This is a genomic window from Halomonas sp. AOP7-B1-5 (assembly GCF_052353045.1).
GTDB classification, from domain to species: domain Bacteria; phylum Pseudomonadota; class Gammaproteobacteria; order Pseudomonadales; family Halomonadaceae; genus Vreelandella; species Vreelandella colorata.
Map to the genome: position 1 here is coordinate 18,683 of NZ_JBQTDC010000022.1, position 20,704 is coordinate 39,386.

17 protein-coding genes are annotated in these 20,704 nt (G+C 54.2%); 12 read left to right on the forward strand and 5 right to left on the reverse strand.

Going from position 1 to position 20,704, the window contains the following annotated elements; genetic code table 11:
• Window positions 1-314 precede the first annotated feature (314 nt).
• The gene (rsd, locus tag ACT3XD_RS11885; protein ID WP_192539561.1) at window positions 315-803 is read left to right on the forward strand and encodes a sigma D regulator; all 489 of its coding nucleotides are present in this window, start codon (window positions 315-317) and stop codon (window positions 801-803) included.
• A 722-nt stretch (window positions 804-1,525) separates the two neighbouring features.
• On the opposite strand, the gene ACT3XD_RS11890 is transcribed toward rsd, so the two are convergent.
• Window positions 1,526-4,603: an efflux RND transporter permease subunit gene (locus ACT3XD_RS11890; RefSeq protein WP_192539851.1), complete on the reverse strand. Its 3,078-nt coding sequence runs from the start codon at window positions 4,601-4,603 to the stop codon at window positions 1,526-1,528.
• A complete protein-coding gene (locus ACT3XD_RS11895) occupies window positions 4,587-5,714 on the reverse strand; it encodes an efflux RND transporter periplasmic adaptor subunit (protein ID WP_192539850.1) in 1,128 nt (375 codons plus the stop codon). The genes ACT3XD_RS11890 and ACT3XD_RS11895 overlap by 17 nt, the downstream gene beginning before the upstream one ends.
• A 204-nt stretch (window positions 5,715-5,918) precedes the next feature.
• On the opposite strand from ACT3XD_RS11895, the gene ACT3XD_RS11900 reads away from it, so the two are divergent.
• Window positions 5,919-6,893: a malate dehydrogenase gene (locus ACT3XD_RS11900; RefSeq protein ID WP_018915525.1), complete on the forward strand. Its 975-nt coding sequence runs from the start codon at window positions 5,919-5,921 to the stop codon at window positions 6,891-6,893.
• A 591-nt stretch (window positions 6,894-7,484) separates the two neighbouring features.
• Here the strand turns inward: ACT3XD_RS11900 and ACT3XD_RS11905 are convergent.
• Both ACT3XD_RS11905 and ACT3XD_RS11910 read right to left on the reverse strand, forming a co-directional pair.
• Window positions 7,485-7,610: a hypothetical protein gene (locus ACT3XD_RS11905; RefSeq protein ID WP_263974123.1), complete on the reverse strand. Its 126-nt coding sequence runs from the start codon at window positions 7,608-7,610 to the stop codon at window positions 7,485-7,487.
• Window positions 7,611-7,666: 56 nt separating this feature from the next.
• On the reverse strand, window positions 7,667-8,326 hold the full coding sequence (locus ACT3XD_RS11910) for an HAD family hydrolase (protein WP_192538931.1): 660 nt from the start codon (window positions 8,324-8,326) through the stop codon (window positions 7,667-7,669).
• A 228-nt stretch (window positions 8,327-8,554) separates the two neighbouring features.
• Here ACT3XD_RS11910 and ACT3XD_RS11915 point away from each other — a divergent pair, with 228 nt between their 5' ends.
• Window positions 8,555-9,049 carry an RNA pyrophosphohydrolase gene (locus tag ACT3XD_RS11915; RefSeq protein ID WP_018915529.1) on the forward strand — a complete coding sequence of 165 codons (495 nt, stop codon included), beginning with the start codon at window positions 8,555-8,557 and terminating at the stop codon, window positions 9,047-9,049.
• A gap of 86 nt (window positions 9,050-9,135) precedes the next feature.
• Window positions 9,136-11,397 carry a phosphoenolpyruvate--protein phosphotransferase gene (gene ptsP, locus ACT3XD_RS11920; RefSeq protein WP_192538934.1) on the forward strand — a complete coding sequence of 754 codons (2,262 nt, stop codon included), beginning with the start codon at window positions 9,136-9,138 and terminating at the stop codon, window positions 11,395-11,397.
• Between the two features lie 17 nt (window positions 11,398-11,414).
• On the opposite strand, the gene ACT3XD_RS11925 is transcribed toward ptsP, so the two are convergent.
• Window positions 11,415-12,173 (reverse strand): NRDE family protein, encoded by a 759-nt coding sequence (locus tag ACT3XD_RS11925; RefSeq protein ID WP_192538930.1) that lies wholly within the window; start codon window positions 12,171-12,173, stop codon window positions 11,415-11,417.
• 171 nt (window positions 12,174-12,344) lie between these two features.
• Between ACT3XD_RS11925 and ACT3XD_RS11930 the strand changes: the two genes are divergently transcribed.
• From ACT3XD_RS11930 to ACT3XD_RS11965, 8 genes are all read left to right on the forward strand, one after another.
• On the forward strand, window positions 12,345-13,541 hold the full coding sequence (locus ACT3XD_RS11930) for a response regulator (protein WP_192538929.1): 1,197 nt from the start codon (window positions 12,345-12,347) through the stop codon (window positions 13,539-13,541).
• A complete protein-coding gene (locus tag ACT3XD_RS11935) occupies window positions 13,538-14,335 on the forward strand; it encodes a sulfite exporter TauE/SafE family protein (protein ID WP_192538928.1) in 798 nt (265 codons plus the stop codon). Before ACT3XD_RS11930 ends, ACT3XD_RS11935 begins: the two co-directional genes overlap by 4 nt.
• Window positions 14,336-14,389: 54 nt before the next feature.
• Entirely contained in the window at window positions 14,390-15,178 is a 789-nt protein-coding gene (gene lgt, locus ACT3XD_RS11940) for a prolipoprotein diacylglyceryl transferase (protein WP_192538927.1), read from the forward strand.
• Window positions 15,179-15,635: 457 nt separating this feature from the next.
• Complete coding sequence (locus tag ACT3XD_RS11945; protein WP_412767949.1) at window positions 15,636-16,463, forward strand: thymidylate synthase; 828 nt, start codon at window positions 15,636-15,638, stop codon at window positions 16,461-16,463.
• Window positions 16,460-17,023: a dihydrofolate reductase gene (locus ACT3XD_RS11950; RefSeq protein WP_192538926.1), complete on the forward strand. Its 564-nt coding sequence runs from the start codon at window positions 16,460-16,462 to the stop codon at window positions 17,021-17,023. The genes ACT3XD_RS11945 and ACT3XD_RS11950 overlap by 4 nt, the downstream gene beginning before the upstream one ends.
• Window positions 17,024-17,043: 20 nt before the next feature.
• Entirely contained in the window at window positions 17,044-17,835 is a 792-nt protein-coding gene (locus ACT3XD_RS11955) for a ProQ/FINO family protein (protein WP_192538925.1), read from the forward strand.
• Window positions 17,836-18,103: 268 nt separating this feature from the next.
• Entirely contained in the window at window positions 18,104-19,195 is a 1,092-nt protein-coding gene (locus ACT3XD_RS11960; protein WP_192538924.1) for a porin, read from the forward strand.
• A gap of 322 nt (window positions 19,196-19,517) precedes the next feature.
• The gene (locus tag ACT3XD_RS11965; protein ID WP_192538923.1) at window positions 19,518-20,549 is read left to right on the forward strand and encodes a porin; all 1,032 of its coding nucleotides are present in this window, start codon (window positions 19,518-19,520) and stop codon (window positions 20,547-20,549) included.
• Window positions 20,550-20,704: the final 155 nt, after the last annotated feature.

Genomic DNA, 20,704 nt, shown 5'->3' on the forward strand with positions numbered 1-20,704 from the left:
AGACTCTATTCTCGCTTGAAGATAGAAAATAACCGAATAATATTCAAGTTTAAATTTTTTAAGCCTAAAGTATTTTTTCGCTCGCGTTTAATCTTTATTGATCTCCGCAAACTCGCAATCACTGCAAGAAGGTGAGAGCATGAAGCGAGGCAGGATTTTTTTAAGCATTGAATCGCTTAGCGCAAATCATCATAAAGTATGACGATTTGTGAATAATTAATACCACGGAAACCGTCTATGGCGGGATTGACAGCGCAAGTCGGAAAGGTGAGGCTTGCTTTGTTGTAGGTGGCTATTAGCAAGGAGAAAGCCCCATGCTCGAAGATTGTAAAAATGCCCTGGAGCGCTGGGGAGGCGTTCACAGCCTGATCGACCGCTGGCTTGATCAGCGCCGCTCTCTTTTGGTCAGCTTTATTGAGCTAAAAGAGGCGTGCGATAGCGAGCTGGAAGCGGTTAGCAAGGCGCGCATCGATACTTTCAGCGAAACGCTGATGGATTATATTAGCGCCGGTCATTTTGAAATTTATCCGCAGCTGGCTGAAGAGGCCCGGGCCTTCAATGATGAAAGCGCTTTGCAGATTGCCTCGCAGCTGCTGGAGCGTCTGGAAATGTCCACCGAAATGGTGCTTGAGTTCGATACTGACTACGCCTCCACCGTGCGCTGCCAGCAACATCTGGCGCGGCTTCCAGCCTGGATTGATCGCCTGGCAAAAGGTCTGACCGAGCGTTTTGCGTTAGAAGACCAGCTGATCGCCCGCCTACATGCGGCCAATAGCCCGCAGAGTAATAAAACACTTGCCTGATACTTTATCTGACGAGTTTGCACAAATTGTAGCGCGTGGTAACGCATCGCGAGGAACGAGCGGTGCGGCACCCGCGGGTGGCGGCGAAGCCGCCTGATATGACGCCTAATCAAATTCTGGTACCGCTAAACAGTGCGTTCGCGCCGGGCTACAGTAATTTGCCTTCCTCGCGGGTGCGCTAACGCTTACACTGCGCTACGAAAACCGCCCATCCACAAAACATTGGCGCCTATCGTAGCGCGTGGTAACGAGCGGTGAGGAACGAACGGCGAGGCACCCGCGGATGGCGGCGAAGCCGCCTGATATGACGCCTAATCAAATTCTGGCACCGCTAAACAGTGCGTTCGCGCCGGGCTACTGTGGTTGGCCTTTCTCGCGGGTGCGCTAACGCTTACACCGCGCTACTAAAACTGCTTATCCAAAACATTGGCGCCTATCGTAGCGCGTGGTAACGAGCGGTGAGGAACGAACGGCGAGGCACCCGCGGATGGCGGCGAAGCCGCCTGATATGACGCCTAATCAAATTCTGGTACCGCTAAACAGTGCGTTCGCGCCGGGCTACTGTGGTTGGCCTTTCTCGCGGGTGCGCTAACGCTTATACCGCGCTACGAAAACCACCCATCCAAAACACTGGCACCTATCGTAGCGCGTGGTAACGCATCGCGAGGAACGAGCGGTGCGGCACCCGCGGGTGGCGGCGAAGCCGCCTAGCCAAGCTATTTTTACGCTTTGCCTTTACGGTGTAGCTTCCCTCCAATTACCAGCATGCACGGCGTAAGCAACAGGGTAAGGGCGGTGGCAAAGGTTAAGCCACCGGCGATGGCGCTCGACATCTGTGTCCACCATTGGGCCGAGGGCGCGTTGAAGCCCAGCGCAGGGGCGAAGAGATTCACATTAATACCCAGCACCATGGGCATTAATCCTAATACCGTGGTAATGGCCGTGAGCAAGACCGGGCGTAGGCGTAAACAGCCCGCCTCCAGCGCTGCGGTTGCGGGGGTCATCCCTTCGGTGCGCAGCTCGTTATAGGTATCGATCAAGACAATATTATTGTTCACCACAATGCCCGCCAGCGCGATCACCCCCATGCCGACCATCACGATGCCGAATGCTTGGCCGGTGATCAGCAAGCCCATCAATACCCCAGCCGTTGAAAACACAATGGCCGAGAGCACCAGCAGCGCTTGATAGTAGCTATTAAACTGGGTAACCAGTATCAGCGACATTAATGCAATCGCGATCAAAAAGGCGCCAACCAAAAACTGCATCGACTCCTGCTGGTCTTCCTGTTCGCCAGCGACGTTGACCATCAGACCATCCGGCAGCTGTTCACTGCCTGCGGCAAACAGTGCGCGCAGCCGTTCGTCGGCAAGGTAGCCGGGAGCCAGGTCAGCTTCAACGGTAATCGCCCGCCGTCCATCAATCCGGTTAAGGGTGCCGACCTTGGGCGCTGGTGTCATGGTCACAAAGTGAGAGATAGGCACCTGGCCGCGCTCGGTGTTAATGGTTAAACGCCCAAGCTGATCAAGGGTGCGCCAATTCTCGGGTAGCCTGACGCGGATATCCACTTCGTCACTTACGGTCGGGGGGCGATAGTTGGCAACTTCCAGGCCGGTGGTTAATAGCTGAACCGCACTGCCGATCGTGGTGATGTCAGTGCCCATACGGGCGGCAGCTTCACGGTCTACGTTAATCTCCCACTCCACACCGGGCAAGCTGCGGTTATCCTGAATATCCACAAAGCCGCCCAGTTCGCGCATTAAGCCATGCAACTGCTCGACGCCAGCTTCGGCAATCGCCGGATCGGTCGCGCTAACTTCAAGCACGATAGGCTTGCCGCCCCCTGGGCCCATTTCCTGTTCCTGAAACTCCATCACGATGCCGGGAATATCCTGGGTACGCTCTGCCATCTCATTTAAAATGGCCCGGGAAGGGCGGCGCTGGTACCAGTCGATAAATTGAAATTGCAGCATGCCGATCACATCATTGCCTAGCTGCTGGTCTGACACCGCAAAAGAGCGGGCGTAAAGCGCTTCGACCTCGCTCATATTGCCAAGCCTCGCCTCAACTCGCTGTAAAATTGCGTCGGTTTCGGTGGCTGAAAAGTCTCCCCGCGCCCGCACCAGTACCTGAGCGCTATCGGGCTCAACGTTGGGGAAGAAGTCGATGCCATGATTAAAGCGAGCGTAGCCCGTATAAAGCAGCATGATGGTCAATACGGAAAACAGCAGCACCCAGGCCGGGTGCTTTAACAGCCTGCCCAGCAAGCGGCGGTAGCCACGCCCCAGCGATGTGGTGGCATCGGGAAGCGTGGCGCCCTTGTTTTTGGGCGATGTGCGGGTAAACAGCCGACCAAGCGTGGGAAGAAACACCAGCGCCATGGCCAGCGAAGCCAGCAGGCACAAAATAACCGTGGCGGGCAGATATTTCATAAACTGGCCAACGACGCCCGGCCAGAACAGCAGCGGGATAAACACTGCAAGCGTAGTGGCAGTAGACGCAATAACGGGCCAACTCATACGCGACGCCGCGTTTAGCCAAGCCTCATGGGGTGGCTGGCCGTCATGCAAGTGTCGGTCAGCCAGCTCACTCACCACAATCGCCCCATCAACCAGCATGCCAGCGACTAAAATCAGTGCAAACAGCACCACAATGTTGAGGGTAAAGCCAAACATCCAGACCAGTAGAATGCCGGTCAAAAAAGCGCCAGGGATGGTCAAGCCTACCAGCAGCGCCATGCGCCAGCCCATCACGGCCACCACCACAATTAATACCAGCACCACCGCCGTAAGCACGTTATTTAATAGCTCGGAGAGCATATTTTGTACGGTGGTCGACTCATCTAGAATCGTGGTCAGGCGGAGTTCTTCGGGCAGCAGGTCACCCGCCTGGGCAATGCGCTCATGTACCGCTTCAATGGTGGCAATAATATTGGCACCAGCGCGCTTAGAAATTTCCAGCACGACTGCAGGCTGACCATCAATACGCGCAAAGCCCTGGGGCTCTTTATAGGTGGGATGAATCCAGGCCACGTCGCCAAACGTGACAACCTGGTCACCATCAACTTTAACCGGCATATTCATCACATCGTTTAACGACTCGATGATGCCTGGTACTTTTAACGCCAGACGGCCCGCGCCGGTATCCAGGCTACCTGCGGCTACCAGCCGGTTATTGCGCGACACCTGATTAAAGAGCGCGTCAAAGTCCACGCCGTAGCTTTCCAGTACCAGCGGGTCGACGACAATTTCCAGCAGGTCTTCCTGATCACCGGCAATATCCACTTCCAGAACGTCAGCGATGCCTTCGATTTCTTCCTGCAGGCGCCGGGCAATGGTAAGCCGTTCGCGAGTATCCAGGCGCCCCGAAAGGCCAATGGTAAGCACCGGAAACTCGGAAACGTTGACCTCCATAACGCGAGGTTCTTCCGCCTCATTAGGCAGGCTGCTGCGCGCTATATCTACCCGTTCGCGTACATCGGAAAGAGCTGTGTTTGGGTCAAAGCCTGCATCAAACTCAAGCGTGATCGAACCGTGGCCTTCGCTGGACTGGGCGGTGAACTTGCGCAGTCCTTCAATGCCGCGCAGTTCCTGTTCCATGGGGCGTATCAGCAGCCGCTCGCCATCTTCCGGGCTTACGCCTTCAAGTGTCAGCGAGACGTAAATCATCGGGATGGTGACATCCGGATTGGCTTCTTTGGGAATCGCCTGCCACGCGGCGACGCCCGCAAAAACCAAGCCTACCAGCAGTAAGAGAGTGGTGCGGGTATGCGTTAACGCGGCATTAATGAGTGGGCGCATGAACGCTTTCCTGGCTAGCGGCGGTGTCATCCATGATGGTGGCGCGGTCGACTTCCACAGGCGTTACCTGTTGGCCTACGTTGGCTAGTCCGGCGCCCAGGGTAATCAGGCGTAGCGGATCAGGCAGACCCGTAACATAAGCGCGTTGAATGTCGGCGCTTATGAGCTGCACTTGTGTTTGCTGAACCCGGTCCTGCTCATCTACATGCTTGACCGCAAGCTGGCCCTCCTCGTTTAAACTCAACAGTGCCGGTGAAAGCGTATGCACCTGGCGAGGCGGAAGGGTAATCGTGAGTTCAGCACTGCCGCCGGCCAAGTGCAACTGGCGGGGATTATCAAGTGTTGCCTCGATATAAAAGGTGCGCGTTGATTCATCCGCGCGATGGCTGACATGGGTCAGCGTGCCCTCCAGATGATCGCCGTTTAATAAACGCGCGGTAACCGGCAGGCCAACGGTAAGCTCGCCTACCTGCTGTTGCGAGACCCAGGCCGCGCCGGTCAAACGCCGATCATCGATTAGCCGTCCCCACTCTTCGCCAGGTTGCAGCAGGTCACCAAGCTCTACCTGGACTCTGTCGAGGACGCCTGCAAAAGGCGCTGAGGGTCGGCTATCATTTAACTGCTTTTCTAATTGCGCAACTGCCGCAGTACTCGCGCTAAGCGCACTCTGTAAACGCAAGAGCTCCGGCTGGGAGATAAGCTGGCGCTGGCGCAAACTCTGCGCCCCAGAGTATTCGGACTGAGCAACGGCAAGCTCGTCTCGGGCTTGTTGCAGACGTTCGGGAAGCGCGTCGTTATCCAGTACCAGTAGCGTATCGCCGGCAGCGACGCTACGTCCTTGCGCAATCGGTTTTTCCACTACGTAGCCCGCTACATTAGCGCGCAGCGTCGTTTCGCGCTCAGCGGTTAGTTGTCCCTGAATCACCTGTTGGGGAATAAACGGCGTACTTTGCTGCTCCATTACTTCCACACGCAGGGCGCTATCATTAGCGGTGGAAGAGGCTTCCGGTGCGGTGGTTTGAAAACGCTGAAAATCACCAAGTGCTAACCAAATAACCAGCGCCAATACCAAGGCGCTGGCGAGGGCGTAAGAGTAGGGGATACGTCGCATGAGGTGTCTATGTCCGTATTAACACAAGGATGAGCTAACGCATCACACCATAACGTAACTCATGGCTGGCGGCGAGTGCCAAGCGAACGTTTGAATGGCAGAACTCATCGTATGTATGATTGAGTTTTTGCATAACTGAGCATAACATCTTGGCATCTTGAGTTCTGTCGACCCATCCTAAGGCGAACCAACCAAGGAGCAATGATGAAAGATCCCGTACGTATTGCGATTACCGGCGGTGCCGGCCAGATCAGCTACTCTTTAATTTTCCGCATTGCCGCTGGCGACATGCTGGGACCGGATCAGCCCGTCATTCTTCAACTGCTAGAAATTCCGCAGGCAATGGATGCACTGGGCGGCGTGGTAATGGAAGTCAACGACTGTGCCTTCCCGCTGGTGCAAGATATTGTTGCCACCGATGATCCAAACGTTGCGTTCAAAGATGCTGACTTCGCGCTGTTAGTGGGTGCTCGTCCGCGTGGTCCGGGTATGGAGCGTAAAGATCTGCTGGAAGCGAACGCGGCGATCTTCTCTGTACAAGGTAAGGCATTGAACGACCACGCCAGCCGTGACGTTAAAGTGCTGGTAGTGGGTAACCCGGCCAACACCAACGCGCTGATTGCATCTGCAAACGCGCCGGATCTTGATAAAGGCCAGTTCACGGCGATGACGCGCCTGGACCACAACCGCGCGCTGACGCAGCTGGCTCAGAAAACCGGTAAGCATGTTACTGACATTGAAAACATGATTATCTGGGGTAACCACAGCGCCACTCAGTACCCGGACATTGCACAGTGCAAAGTTGACGGCAAAGCCGCCACAGACCTGGTCGAGCGTGACTGGTACGAAAACGACTTTATCCCCACCGTTCAGCAACGCGGTGCGGCAATTATCAAGGCCCGCGGTGCGTCTTCTGCAGCCTCTGCCGCTTCTTCCGCCATCGATCACGTACGTGATTGGGCGCTGGGCACCGATGGTATCGTCAGCATGGCGATTCCGTCTGACGGCAGCTACGGCATCGAAGAAGGCATCATCTACTCCTACCCGGTTCGTTGCCAGGGTGGCAAGTACGAAATCGTTCAAGGCTTCGAGCTTGACGAATTCAGCCAAGAGAAGATGAAAGCCACCGAGAAAGAACTGCGTGAAGAGCGCGCAGCCGTTGAGCACCTGCTCGGCTAAACGCGTTTGCTGGCTCTGCCAGTAACAAAAAACCTCGCAAGCCACGCCTGCGAGGTTTTTTTATTGCCAAATCTTGCTGGGTGCCACGGCCAAGGCGTCTTAACAGCCGCCATTCGCGGGTGCCTCATTTGCTCGTCCCTCGCAAAATGTTACCACGCGCTACAGGTTTATCGCCAAAACGTGGTGCGGTGCCAAATCGTAGCGCGTGGTAAGCGTCAGCGCACCCGCGGGAGCAGCGCGAAGCGGTGCAGGGGTTGGGCAATATGGTGTAAAAGTCGAGCTTAGGTGCCACGGCCAAGGCGTCTTAACAGCCGCCATTCGCGGGTGCCTCATTTGCTCGTCCCTCGCAAAACGTTACCACGCGCTACAGGTTTATCGCCAAAACTTGATGCGGTGCCAAATTATGGGGATGAACATCGGCGTAACGCGATGACATGTAGCGCGTGGTAAGCGCCAGCGCACCCGCGGGAGCAGCGCGAAGCGGTGCTGGGGTTGGGCGATATGGTGCAAAAGGCGAGCATAGGTGCCACGGCCAGGGCGGCTTGGCGCCGCCATTCGCGGGTGCCTCATTTGCTCGTCCCTCGCAAAACGTTACCAAGCGCTACGAGTGCTCAAACCCTGACGTAATTGGATGAACATGTAGCGAGTGGTAAGCGCCAGCGCACCCGCGGCAATCGCAATGGTCAGGGTGAGTATGGGAGGTGGGTCGAAGGCCATGCCGGATCACTCCGCATGGGTGCTAACGGGTAAAGCGAACATGGTCAGTGGTCTGTTCATTCGCCGCGCAGGCTCATAATCCGCCATTGGCGCTCTTCGGCTACTTGGCGAAGGGTATCGTCCGGGTCGACGGCTACCGGGTGGTCGACCTCTTCAAGCAGGGGAAGGTCATTGTGCGAGTCGCTATAGAACCACGCTCCGTCCAGCGTAAAGTCCTTGTCTTCTAGCCATTCATGCAAACGGGTAATTTTGCCTTCCCGGTAGCTGGGAACGCCGGAGACGCGACCGGTATAACGGCCGTTTGCCACTTCCGGATTGACCGCTATCAAATAATCAACGCCTAAACGCTCGGCAATCGGGGCGGTAATAAAGCGGTTGGTCGCGGTGATGATCAGCAGTGTATCGCCTTTAGTGCGGTGGCGAGCCAGCAGCTCTTCGGCTTTGGGTAAAATATGCGGCTCAATTTTACTGACCATAAACTGTTGGTGCCAAGCGGTCAGCTGTTCAGGCGTGTTGTCTGCCAGAGGCTTTAGCGCTACTTCCAGAAAAGCCGCCATATCCAGCGTGCCGGCCTTGTAATCGGCCATAAACCGTTCATTGGCTTCACGATAGGCAATCGGGTCCACCGCGCCTTGCTCAAGCAAGAACTCCCCCCAGGCATGATCGCTGTCGGTGGATATCAGCGTATTATCCAGGTCGAAAATAGCCAGACTCACGGCGCTCCCCTTATATAGTCGATAGTCGTCGTTAATTTATAGGTATGAAGGAATAGGTAGAAATGGATAAGTATGGACGGTGAAACAAAAGGGCGGATTATCGCAGAGTCCTAAGTCCTTTCCCACCAAAGCGGGCAAGCATTAATCACTTAGCGTTATATTGTATTGATACGCTTGTCACCCTTGTGGAAAAATGGGGACAACTGAAAATTTAATAAGGTGACGTCCGTGATCGACGCTGACGGCTTTCGTCCCAATGTTGGCATCATTATTACCAACAGCCAGGGACAACTGCTTTGGGCGCGTCGTGTAGGACAAAATGCGTGGCAATTTCCCCAGGGGGGCATTAAAGCAAGCGAGACACCACAACAAGCCCTTTTTCGTGAGCTTTTTGAGGAGATCGGCCTGACCGCCGACGATGTTGATATTGTTGCCTGTACCCGGGGTTGGCTACGCTACCGTCTGCCACGACGCATGATTCGCACACATTCGCGGCCAGTGTGTATTGGCCAGAAACAAAAATGGTACTTGCTGAAGATTCGCTGCCAGGAAAATCAGATTTGTATGACGGCCACACCCAAACCGGAGTTTGATGGGTGGCGATGGGTGAGCTATTGGTACCCGCTTGGTCAAGTGGTACCGTTCAAACGAGAGGTGTATCGACGCGCACTAAGGGAGCTTTCTCCCCGGGTTCAGCGTCTGGCACAAAATGACGAAGGATAACGCGTGCTCCACGGCTCTGGATGAGCCGTGAAAGTCTGTCGAAAAGATCCTCAGCGAGGCAAACAATAGTGAAAAGTAAAACGTCCATGCTTGAGGTACTGCGTCGTGTTATTCAGGAAGTGAACGGCGCCCGCACCCTAGACGCCGCGCTATCGACGATGGTACGCCGTATCCGTAAGGCTATGCAGACCGATGTATGCTCTTTTTATCTTTATGATAAGGAGCTTGAGTCGCTAGTGCTGATGGAAACCATTGGGTTACGTACGCAGGCGGTCGGCCGTGTCGTGCTACCGCTAGGCGAAGGGCTGGTCGGCATGGTCGCCAAGCGTAGCGAGCCTTTAAACCTTGAAGATGCTCGGACGCATCCGCTCTTTCGCTATTTTGAAGCCACTGGCGAGGAGCGCTATTCAAGCTTTCTGGGTGTGCCGATTATTCACCAGCGCCATATGCTGGGCGTATTGGTTGTTCAGCAAGCCGAAAAGCGTCGCTACGATGACGAAGACGAAGCCTTTTTGGTCACCATGGCGGCCCAGTTGGCGGGCGTTTTAGCCCACGCTCTGGCAACGGGGAACCTGGCGCGCCCAGCATTGCCTGGCGGGCAGGCGATGTTCAAAGGGGTGGCGGCTTCCCCGGGTGTTGCCATGGGCGAAGCCGTGGTTATTACACCGCCCGCTGACCTTAATAGCGTGCCCGACCTGATACCCAGCGATGAAGCCTACGAGATTGCCCGGCTAAAAGAAGCGATTGGGAAAACGCGAGATGAAATTCGTTCGGCGGCAGAGCGTCTGGCAAATCGTATTTCCTCCCAGGAGCTGGCGCTTTTCGATGTCTACCAGCAGATGCTGGGCGAAGCGGCGCTTTCCGAAGAAGTTGAAAAGCGCATTCGCGAAGGCCAGTGGGCTCCTGGGGCGCTAGCCGATGTTGTAAGGCGCCACGTGCAATACCTAGAGCGGGTGGATGATGACTACCTGCGCGAGCGTGCCGCTGATATCCGCGACCTCGGCCGCCGGGTACTGGCCCACCTGCAAGAAGATACCCCCTCGACACCGGAAACCTATCCTGATAACGCCATTTTGGTCGGCGATGAGATTAGCGTTGCCATGCTGGGAGAAGTGCCCCGCGATAAGCTGAAAGGGCTGGTGTCAGTGCGTGGTTCAAGCACCTCGCATGTGGCCATTGTGGCCCGCGCCATGGGCATTCCCACGGTGCTGGGCATGGTCGATTTGCCGCTGCCGCGCCTCAATGGTGCCCCGGTGGTGCTGGATGGACATCGTGGCCGACTATTTGTGCGCCCGGCGGCCGATCTTAAATCACGCTATGAAAGCCTGATTGCCGAAGAGCAGGCGCTCAGTGAGCTTCTCGAGCACGAGCAGGATCTGCCTAGCGTTACTCAAGACGGCTACGAAATGCCGCTGTTGGTCAATACGGGCTTGGCCGTCGATGCTGCCGCGCTGCTTAAAAACCGGATTGCGGGCGTAGGGCTCTATCGTACCGAAGTGCCGTTTATGATCACCGAGCGCTTTCCCGGTGAGAAAGAGCAGATGCGTATGTATCGCGAGCAGTTGGAAGGATTCGCGCCGCTGCCGGTTGTCATGCGTACGCTCGATATTGGTGGTGATAAAGACCTGCCATACTTCCCGATCGAAGAAGCCAACCCCTTCCTTGGCTGGCGAGGCATGCGCGTAACGCTGGATCATCCCGAAGTGCTTATGGTGCAGCTACGCGCTATGCTGAAAGCCTCCCACGGTCTTAATAACCTTTATGTGCTTTTCCCGATGATTACCAATGTCGAGGAGGTCGATGAGGCATTAAGACTGCTGGATCGTGCGATTCTTGAGCTGGGAGAAGAGGGCATAGCCATCGAGCGCCCCAAGGTGGGCGTGATGATCGAGGTCCCAGCGACTATCTACCAGATGGATGCCTTGGCCAAGCGGGTCGACTTCTTCTCTGTCGGCAGTAACGACCTGACCCAGTATTTGCTCGCGGTTGATCGCAATAACCCCAGGGTATCCAGCCTTTACGACGCCCTGCATCCTGCGCTGTTAGGTGCTTTGCAGGAGCTTTCGCAGGATGCAAAGCGCCTGAATAAGCCTATTTCGCTGTGCGGTGAGCTGGCGGGTGATCCTGCCGGTGCTTTGCTGCTCATGGCGATGGGCTTTACCGGGCTTTCAATGAATGCACCAAGCTTGCCCAAGGTGCGTGCCGCCATTCGTCGGGTAACGCTTCACGATGCCAAGGCGCTGTTAGCTGAAATCATGGCCCTGGACACTCCCGCCCAGGTACATGAGCATATCAACAAGCGCATGGACGAGTGGCAGCTTTCTCACTTGCTCCCCCCAAGGGATTAAGCAACAGGATTAAGCATCTATACGCCAAGGGTCGTTTCGCCTTCAAACCGACCCTGCGGGCCAAAGCGTTGCTCCGTGATGACGATATCTCCCTGGTGATCGAGCGTTAACCAGGTCGTTGCCCGCGTGCCATAGGTCTCACCGATAATAAAGGCAGCTGAGAGCTGGCGCTCAAGTGCCAGCTCAACGCCTGTATCAGGTAGCAGGGCGTCTGGCGCTTGTTGGGAATTATGCAGCGCATGGCCCACGCCGCCACGCCAGCTATCTAGTGAGCTTTGCTCGAGTGCTTCGCGTACGCTTTGAAGCTTGGGCCAGGGGGAGTTTAAGTCCGCGTTGGAGAGGCCGTGCACGCCAGGAGGCACATCGCTAAGCGTAACCCCATTCCGGCCACGGTGAAGGTGCCAAAGGCGGTGGGGTGTGGCGACCAGTAAATTAAACCCGGCATAACGATCAGCCTTTTGTTGGGCAAGGTCTGTCAGCCACTGGTCAATATCATCGCATTGAAGTGCGTTGGCAACGAGCTCACCTCGGCTGGGCGCCTCGGTGGGGGTGATTAGCGCCATATCGCGAACATTGGTCAGCGCGGCCACGCGGCCACCCTTTATGCCAGCAAGCCACGAACCGCCCGCTTCAAGGTCACGCCCGCCTAGAATGGATGGGTTATCTACCCAGTGATGTAACGCTGCGGTGGGTCGGGCATGGCGCTCATCGCGATTCCCCGCCAAGCGCAAGGGGAGCTCTGTGCCAGGGTGCCAGGCGAAAGCCATTAAGCACATATCGTGTCCTCAAACTGCCAACATGGGTCATTATCTCCATCTACAAGCGCAGCATGACAGCTAAAGGGCATGGTCGTACACTTGAGATAGTCGTACACTTGCGCATGTAACGTAACGCTCATCACCTCATCGGTGTGAATTGACTTAAGCCAATTAGGAAGGCGCGAACGCATGCAACGCAATCGCGAAGAGCATTTCTGGAATGCCATCATCTGGCCCATTCTCTGGCCCATTCTCTGGCCAATGCTACTTATCCAGACCACGTTGATCGTGCTGTGCCTTTTGGTAGGTCTCGCCGTTTGGTGGATGTCACCCAGCCAAGTTTCGTGGAGCACTACCTTGTGGTTGGCGCTTGCGCTGCTGCTGGGCAGCTCAATGAACGTATGTGCGTTTCTGATGCTGGTGAAAGCGCGTGCCAAACAGAAAGATGCGCATTTTATGCAAGAGTTACAAGGGCTTGAGCGTCACAGTGAAGCACTGCGGCTCGCCATAGCGCAAATGCTGCCGGATAACGCGCTTACCACTCCCGCCATCGCTATAAGCTACGTTCGGCCATTGAAACGCCTGACGCGAGTTAACGAGTTGCTCTCAGGGCTTGAGCACACTATTAGCGGCGCCCAGCGGTTAAGTAATCCCGTCGAACATGCCAAAGATGATCACGAGCAGGCGTTGCTAGACGACCTTCACCACCAACAGCAGCAGCTTAAACATCTCGTTGCCGGGCGTGACCGTGCCAGAGAAGAGTCGCGCTTAAAGTCAGGTTACCTGGCGTTGCTTCAGCGTGAGACGCATGATCTCAGTGATCATTTAGGTCATATCCTGGAAAATGACGAGTGCCAGGCATGCCGTCAACAGGTTCTGAATATGCGTGAGCGTCTGGCGGACGTGCGCGCGTTGCTCGTCAATCTGGTGTATCAAAGCGTCAATGATGATGATCCCACGCCCGCCGTGGCAACAACGCAAAACCGCCCGTTGCGCGTACTGGTCGTTGATGACGGTCCTGTCAATCTGATGCTGGCGCGGCAAATGCTGGAAGCACATGGTCTGAACGTGGAAGGGGTGAGCAGTGGAGAGCAAGCGCTCGAACGCCAACAAACCACGTCATTTGATTTAGTCTTTATGGATATTTTTATGCCCACTCTGGACGGTCTGGAAACCACCCGTCGCTGGCGTGCCTATGAGCAGAAAAGCGGCAAGCATCGCAGCATCCTCGTTGCCCTAACGGCCAATGCAGACAATGCCGGGATTGCTGAATGCGAAGAAGTGGGCATGGATGACTTGCTTACCAAGCCGTACCAACCTGAAAAGTTACTCGGAATGATTTCAAAATGGCTGCCCGGCGCGCCCATTAAGGCGCCTAACCAATGAGCGCACTGGCAATGTTGTTAGGCTACCTGGGGCTGGGTGCGGCGGCGGGCACCATGGCAGGGTTATTCGGTGTCGGTGGCGGTATTATTATCGTTCCCGTACTGATGTTTGCGTTTGGCCTGCAGAATATTTCTTCAGAGATCACCATGCATCTGGCGGTAGGTACATCGCTTGCCACCATTGTAGTGACCGGGGCGTCCTCAGCACTTGGGCACTATCGCAAAGGCAGCGTTCATCGCGCATGGTTTTTGGCATTATTACCAGGTCTTATGATGGGCGCGATTGGCGGCGTGTTTATTGCAGGTAATCTCTCCGGCACCGTCTTGGGCATGCTGTTTGGAATCTTCGTTCTGCTCTTGGCCGCCAAAATGGTGTTTGGTTTATCTCCCAAGCCAGGGTTCGTTGCGCCGGGCAAAATTGCTATGTCGGTGGCCGGTGCAGTGGTGGGGACTATTTCTGCATTATTTGGCATTGGCGGTGGCGCTATGACGGTGCCGTGGCTATCCCGGTGTGGCGCGACGATGACCCAGGCCGTGGGTACTTCTGCCGCCTGCGGGTTACCCATTGCCGTGGTCGGGGCGATCACCTTTATTATCATGGGATGGGGTAATCCACTCTTGCCTGCCTGGGCCACCGGGTTTGTTATGTGGCCAGCCTTTTTTGGCATTGTGTTAACCAGCGTACCGTTTGCACGCATTGGTGTTCGCCTTGCCCACGTCTTACCTGCCCACGTATTAAGGCTATGCTTCGCGCTGCTGTTAACAGTGGTCGGCTTACGCTTTGTATTAGCCTAATGGGCGCCATAACCGCGTTAAATTTTCTTCTTCCTGATTAATTAGAGTATTTCGATGATTAACTACCCAACAATTGACCCCGTGGTGTTCTCTCTTGGGCCACTGCAAGTGCATTGGTATGGCTTGATGTATGTGGTGGGATTTGTAGCCGCCTGGTGGTTGGGTTGCAGGCGTGCTGCCCGCATCGGGCTTACCAAAGATGATATTAGCGATTTACTATTCTATTGCGCTATCGGCGTTGTAGCGGGCGGGCGGCTTGGGTATGCGCTTTTTTATGGTTTAGGGCAGTGGTCCGCTGACCCGCTATGGATTTTCAAAGTGTGGGATGGCGGCATGAGCTTCCACGGCGGGTTGTTAGGGGTGCTCTTAGCCGCCTGGTGGTTTGCGCGCCGCAAGCAGCTTGCCTTCTTTGCGCTTACCGACTTTATCGCACCGCTCGTGCCCATTGGTTTGGGGGCTGGCCGAATTGGCAATTTCATTAATCACGAACTGCCGGGGCGTGTTACCTCGCTACCCTGGGGCATGCCTTTTCCCGGCATGGGGCCGGAGCCTCGCCATCCTTCCGCACTTTATGAAGCGGTGCTTGAAGGCTTAGTGCTGTTTGTTATTCTTTGGTGGGTTTCTGCCAAGCCGCGCGCCCGCGGCTTCGTCTCCGGCCTGTTCCTGCTCTTCTACGGCATCTTCCGCTTTATGGTCGAATTTGTGCGCATGCCGGATGCGCATATCGGCTTTATCGCGTTTGGTTGGGTCACCATGGGAATGCTGCTAACCCTGCCCATGATTGCGCTAGGCTTAGTACTTATGGCGTGGTCTCGTTCACAGCCAGTAGATGCTAAGCGATAAGATTTTATTCATTACCACGCGCCACCAACACCCAAACCCCGATGTAACGCGAAACACTGCCGGGGTTGTGGGTGGCACCGGTCAGGGCGGCTTGACGCCGCCATCCGCGGGTGCCTCATTTGCTCGTGCCTCGCAAGGTTCGTTACCACGCGCTACCTATGAGGATCCCCCTTATATGAGGGTTCTCCATCGCTTAAGAATGCATGAATCGTAGCGCGGTGTAAGCGTCAGGGCACCCGCGAATGGCCGCCGGCACCGAAAACAGCGCGGATGTCTTATTCATGTGCCCTATCTTCATACGACCTATGTTCATACGACCTATGCGTTCGTTACCACGCGCTACCACCCGCCATTAACTCCCCACGCTAGACCCTCGCAGGCTGGCAGCCTAGAATACCTCTCCATATCGCCTGCAATTTTTGGAAACCTTGTGACCGTGACAACGCCTACGTCAAATATGACGATGAACGCCAGCGCCCAGCCCGCGCTTGAACAGCCGTATTTGGATCTAATGCGCACCGTATTGGAGCACGGAGTGGACCGCAACGACCGCACCGGTGTGGGTACCCGTTCGGTGTTTGGGCACCAAATGCGGTTTGACTTATCACGTGGCTTTCCACTGTTAACGACCAAAAAGCTGCATTTGCGCTCTATCATTCACGAGCTTCTGTGGTTCTTGAAAGGCGACACCAACATTGCCTATCTTCAGGAAAATGGTGTGCGCATCTGGGATGAGTGGGCCGATGAAAACGGCAACCTGGGCCCCGTGTACGGTTATCAATGGCGCAGCTGGCCGGACCCCAAAGGGGGAGGTGTCGACCAGATTGCCAAAGTGCTGGAGCAGATTCGCACGACGCCTCAATCGCGCCGTCTGATTGTGTCCGCCTGGAACCCCGCTCAGGTCGATGAAATGCAGCTGCCGCCTTGCCACTGCTTGTTCCAGTTCTATGTGGCGAATGGCCGGCTGTCATGTCAGCTTTATCAGCGCAGTGCTGATATTTTCCTTGGCGTGCCGTTTAATATCGCAAGCTATGCACTGTTATTAAGCATGGTCGCGCAGGTAACAGGGCTTGAGCCGGGCGAGTTTATTCATACGCTGGGTGATGCGCACCTTTATAGTAACCACTTTGAGCAAGCGAAAGAACAGCTGACACGTGAGCCAAAAACAGCACCCCAGCTGGTGCTGAATCCTCAGGTAAGTGATCTGTTCGAATTCAGCTTTGATGATATTCAGATAGAAGCGTATGACGCTCACCCTCATATAAAAGCCAAGGTAGCGGTATGAGTTCTTATAACGATTCTTACGACAGTTCTTACAACAGCGAGATCGAACCTCTGGTGCCCGTTGCCATGATTGTGGCAATGTCGAAAAACCGAGTGATCGGTGTTGAAGGTAATCTGCCCTGGCACCTGCCTGAAGATCTTAAGTTCTTCAAACGCATGACCCAGGCAAAACCGCTGGTAATGGGACGTAAAACATACACCTCCATTGGCAAGCCCTTGCCTAACCGGCTTAATATAGTCGTAACGCGTAATAAAGACTTTGCGCCCGACGGTGTGCGGGTCTGTCATGATTTACCCGCTGCATTAGCGCTAGCCGACCAGCAGGCAACAATAGATGCTGCTGAAGAAATTATGGTAATGGGCGGGGGAGAGATTTATCGTCAGGCGTTACCGTACGCCCAGCGGCTTTATATTACCGAAGTCGATATCGAAGTGAACGGTGACGCTGAGTTCCCTGAATTGAAAGCAGATGAGTGGCGGGAAGTACAGCGTGTCGCTGGAACACCCTCCGAAGGCAAGCCACCGTACGATTTTGTGGTTTATGAGCGCAACGCTGACTGAAAAAGGTCAAAGGAGAGGGTATGACCGCCAGTGTAATGCATCTACTAGACAGCCTAGAGTCGCGCCTTGAGCAGGCTCAAGGCGAATTACAAAACTTGCGTAACGAAAACGCGCAGCTAAAACAGCAGTTAGTAGAGCAAGCCGTAACGCTACAAAAAACACTCGAAGAGCCTGGCATACCTGCCCAAGAGGCGCTTGCGCCTGAAGCAGAACCCGCCAGGCCTGAGCCAAACGCAGCGGAGCAGGTCGCTTTTGAGTCTGTAGATCTTACGCAAACGCAGGAGACGCAAGAGCAAAAAGCGGCGCCTCAAGCCCCTGTTGTTGATCAGCCCTCACCCCATAGCCTTTTGAAAGAGTGGTACCAACGTTACCCGCAGGCTTTCTTTAAAGGGCATACAAAGCCTTTAAAAATAGGTATTCATCAGGACCTTGCCGCTCGAGAACCTTGGTCTGGAAAGCTGATTCGCCGTACATTGGCCAACTACGTTAACCTGCCGCGGTATCTGAAATCAGTGCGTGAAGGGGTCGATCGTATCGATTTGGACGGTCAGCCAGCGGGAAAGGTCGATAAAGAAGCCTCTATGCATGCCGCCAAAAAGCGTAAAGAAAAGCAGGGCGAGGTGCCGCTTAAAAGCGCACCGGATGTAACTAAAAAAGAGCCTTTAGAAGAAAGAACTAATTTACCTGATGTGCAGGAAAAGCGTGAGTTCCAAGCGCCTCGTCAGGTAAGAGATCAGAAGATTAAACAAGAAAAGCCGCAAAGCCTGGGAGATAAATTAAAAGGGTTGCAGCAAAAATTCGAAGGCCGCTGAGACCTGTTTTGCTACCTTGGGTTCCATAAAAAAGCATAAATCGTAAGAGAACACTGTTTTTTTCTATTGCGTTCCCTGGAATCCCGGTATAGAGTTTGACCTGCGAGCATTGGACTATAACAAGGTTTGATTGAGGATATGCCACATATCGCTGGGAAAAACCAGCGAATGGTAAAACGAGCATAGCCCACAGGCCAACTGCTGAAGGCTCTTTAAAAAAGCCCGGCAGCTACGATCGAAACAGTAAGCTAGTAAAGGAACCTACATCATGAAAAAGACACTTTTAGCGACTGCTATCATTGGTGCCCTGGGCGCTTCTGCTGCTGCCCAAGCCGCCACTGTATATGACCAGGAAGGCACCAAGCTGGACATCTATGGCCGTATTGCCATGGGTATCTCCGGCGGCGGCCCTGAGTTCGATAGCCAAGATCGTGCAATCGACAACAGCGCTGATTTCGTAGACGTTTTCTCGCGTCTTGGTCTGCGTATGAGCCACGAAGTTACTCGCGACCTGACTGCTTTTGGTCGTCTTGAATGGCGCTTTAGCGGCGATGAGAACGAAACTGACGGCGGCTTCAACGAAATACGTCAGAGCTATATCGGTTTGCAAAGCGACCAGTTCGGTACTTTTCAAGCTGGTAACTTCGACAGCTTCTACAACCAGTTTGTTTCTCTGCCGTTCGATGTTTACATTGATCGCGGTCTGAACTTTGCTGGTCACCGCAAGCAGTCACGTGGTGACTCTATCGGTTACTACACGCCTGACCTCGAAGGTTTCACTGCCTTCCTGCAGCTGAAGCACTACAGTGAGCGCGGTTTGCGCGAAGGTGTAGATCGTTTCAATGAAGATGGTGAAGTCGTAGGTACAAGCGGTGAAGGTAATGTAATCGCACCGCAAGGTGGTGTTCGTTACGCACAAGGACCGGTAACTGTTGGTCTGGGTTTTGTTGAAGACGTTCGTCGTGTTGACCTGAACAGTGGCGGTAACGGCGGCGGCAATGGCGAAATGCTGTACGGCCTGATTGGTCAGTATGAGTTCACTGATCAACTCTCTGCGCGTCTGGGTTACGAAACTCGTGAAGACAGCAGCTCTGTTGGTGGCGGCTACGATACAGTCGGTCTGGGTGGTACTTTCACCACGGGTCCTTGGGCGTTCACTGCTGACTACTATAACATCGAGCGTGACAACGACGACACCAGCAAAGCTTGGTCAGCTGGTGGTTACTACAAAGTTTCCAGCGCTTTTGACGTTTTCCTAGAAGTCGCTGACGCTGATGCACCGTCTGTTAACCGTGACACCACTCTTGGTGACCTGACTGACGACGTATACTGGCTGACAGGCGCTCGTTACCACTTCTAAGCCTGGCTTAACTGCCACGCTTTAAAGGTAACCTGCCTAGCAGATCTAATAGAACCGGCCTCTTTTGAGGCCGGTTTTTTTTGGTTTATAGGTAACCAAAACAGCATTTAGATGACATTTTGCTTTCAATTTAAATCGTTATTTTATAACATTCGTGTCGCTTATATTGTTTAAATGATTTTCATTACTAAATTTTATTTGAGCATATTAAAAGCGTAGGGCTAATCGCGGCTAAGTTGTTAGCTGCCAGGTTGTTAGCTGCCAGGTTGTTAGCTGCCAGGTTATTAGCCACTGGGTCATTGAAAGTAAATAAGGGAACAAGATGAAGAAAGCATTATTGGCAACCGCTGTAGCAGGCACCCTGTGGGCCGGCGCTGCCCAGGCAACCACGGTTTATGATCAGGATGGTACAAAGTTAGATATCTATGGGCGTATTTCCATGGGTATCGCCGGTGGCGGAGCTGATTTCGATAGCAGTGGCAATAAAATTGATGACGGCGCAGAGTTCGTTGATGTGTATTCGCGCCTGGGCTTTCGAATGGGCCATGAGGTCACCTCCGATCTAACCGCATTTGGTCGGCTGGAGTGGCGCTTTACCGGCGATGAGCGCAATACAAACCAAGGCTTTAATGAAATTCGCCAAAGCTACCTTGGTCTGGCAAGCAAGCAATACGGAACGTTCCAGGCAGGTAGCTTCGATAGCTTTTATGCGCAGTTCGTTTCCTTGCCGTTTGACGTCTACCTGGACCGTGGGCTGCTGTTCAAGTCATCGGGTATACAGTCGCGTGGTGACTCTATCGGCTACTACACGCCAGAGCTCAATGGCTTCACTACCTTTGTGCAGCTCAAGCATTACAGTGAGCGTGGGTTAGCGGCTGGAGAGCAAAGCGGAGAGGGCAGTGTAGTCGCCGCTCAAGGTGGTGTGCGCTATCAGCAGGGCCCGCTCAGCGTTGGGTTTGGGGCTGTTGAAGGCGTCGTGCGTGGTGGCGGCAATGGCGAAATGCTTTATGGTCTGATCGGCAGTTATCAAATCACAGATCAATTTGCGGCGCGCCTGGGGTATGAAACGCAAGATGAAAGCGATGTTTATGGCGGCGGCTTTGATACCGTAGGCTTAGGCGGTACATACTCGACAGGGCCTTGGGCATTCACTGCCGACTATTACAATGTTGAGCGCGATAGCCAGGATAATAGCAATGCCTGGGCCGCAGGCACTTATTATAAAGTCTCCTCAGCGTTTGATGTATTTGTAGAAGTCGCCGATGGCGATGCGCCTAGCGTTAACCGAGGTACTACCTTGGGCGAGCTGACCGACAACGTGTATTGGTTAACCGGGGCTCGTTACTTGTTCTAAACAATCATTAAATTCAGAGATAGTAAATTCAAGTTTAAAACGCCTTGCATTTTGTAAGGCGTTTTCCTATTTAATTGGCATCTAGCCTGTTTTATTAAGCATCATTGCAATGCTTCTTAATTAGCATTACGTGTATAGGTTTTTGTGTTGCCATA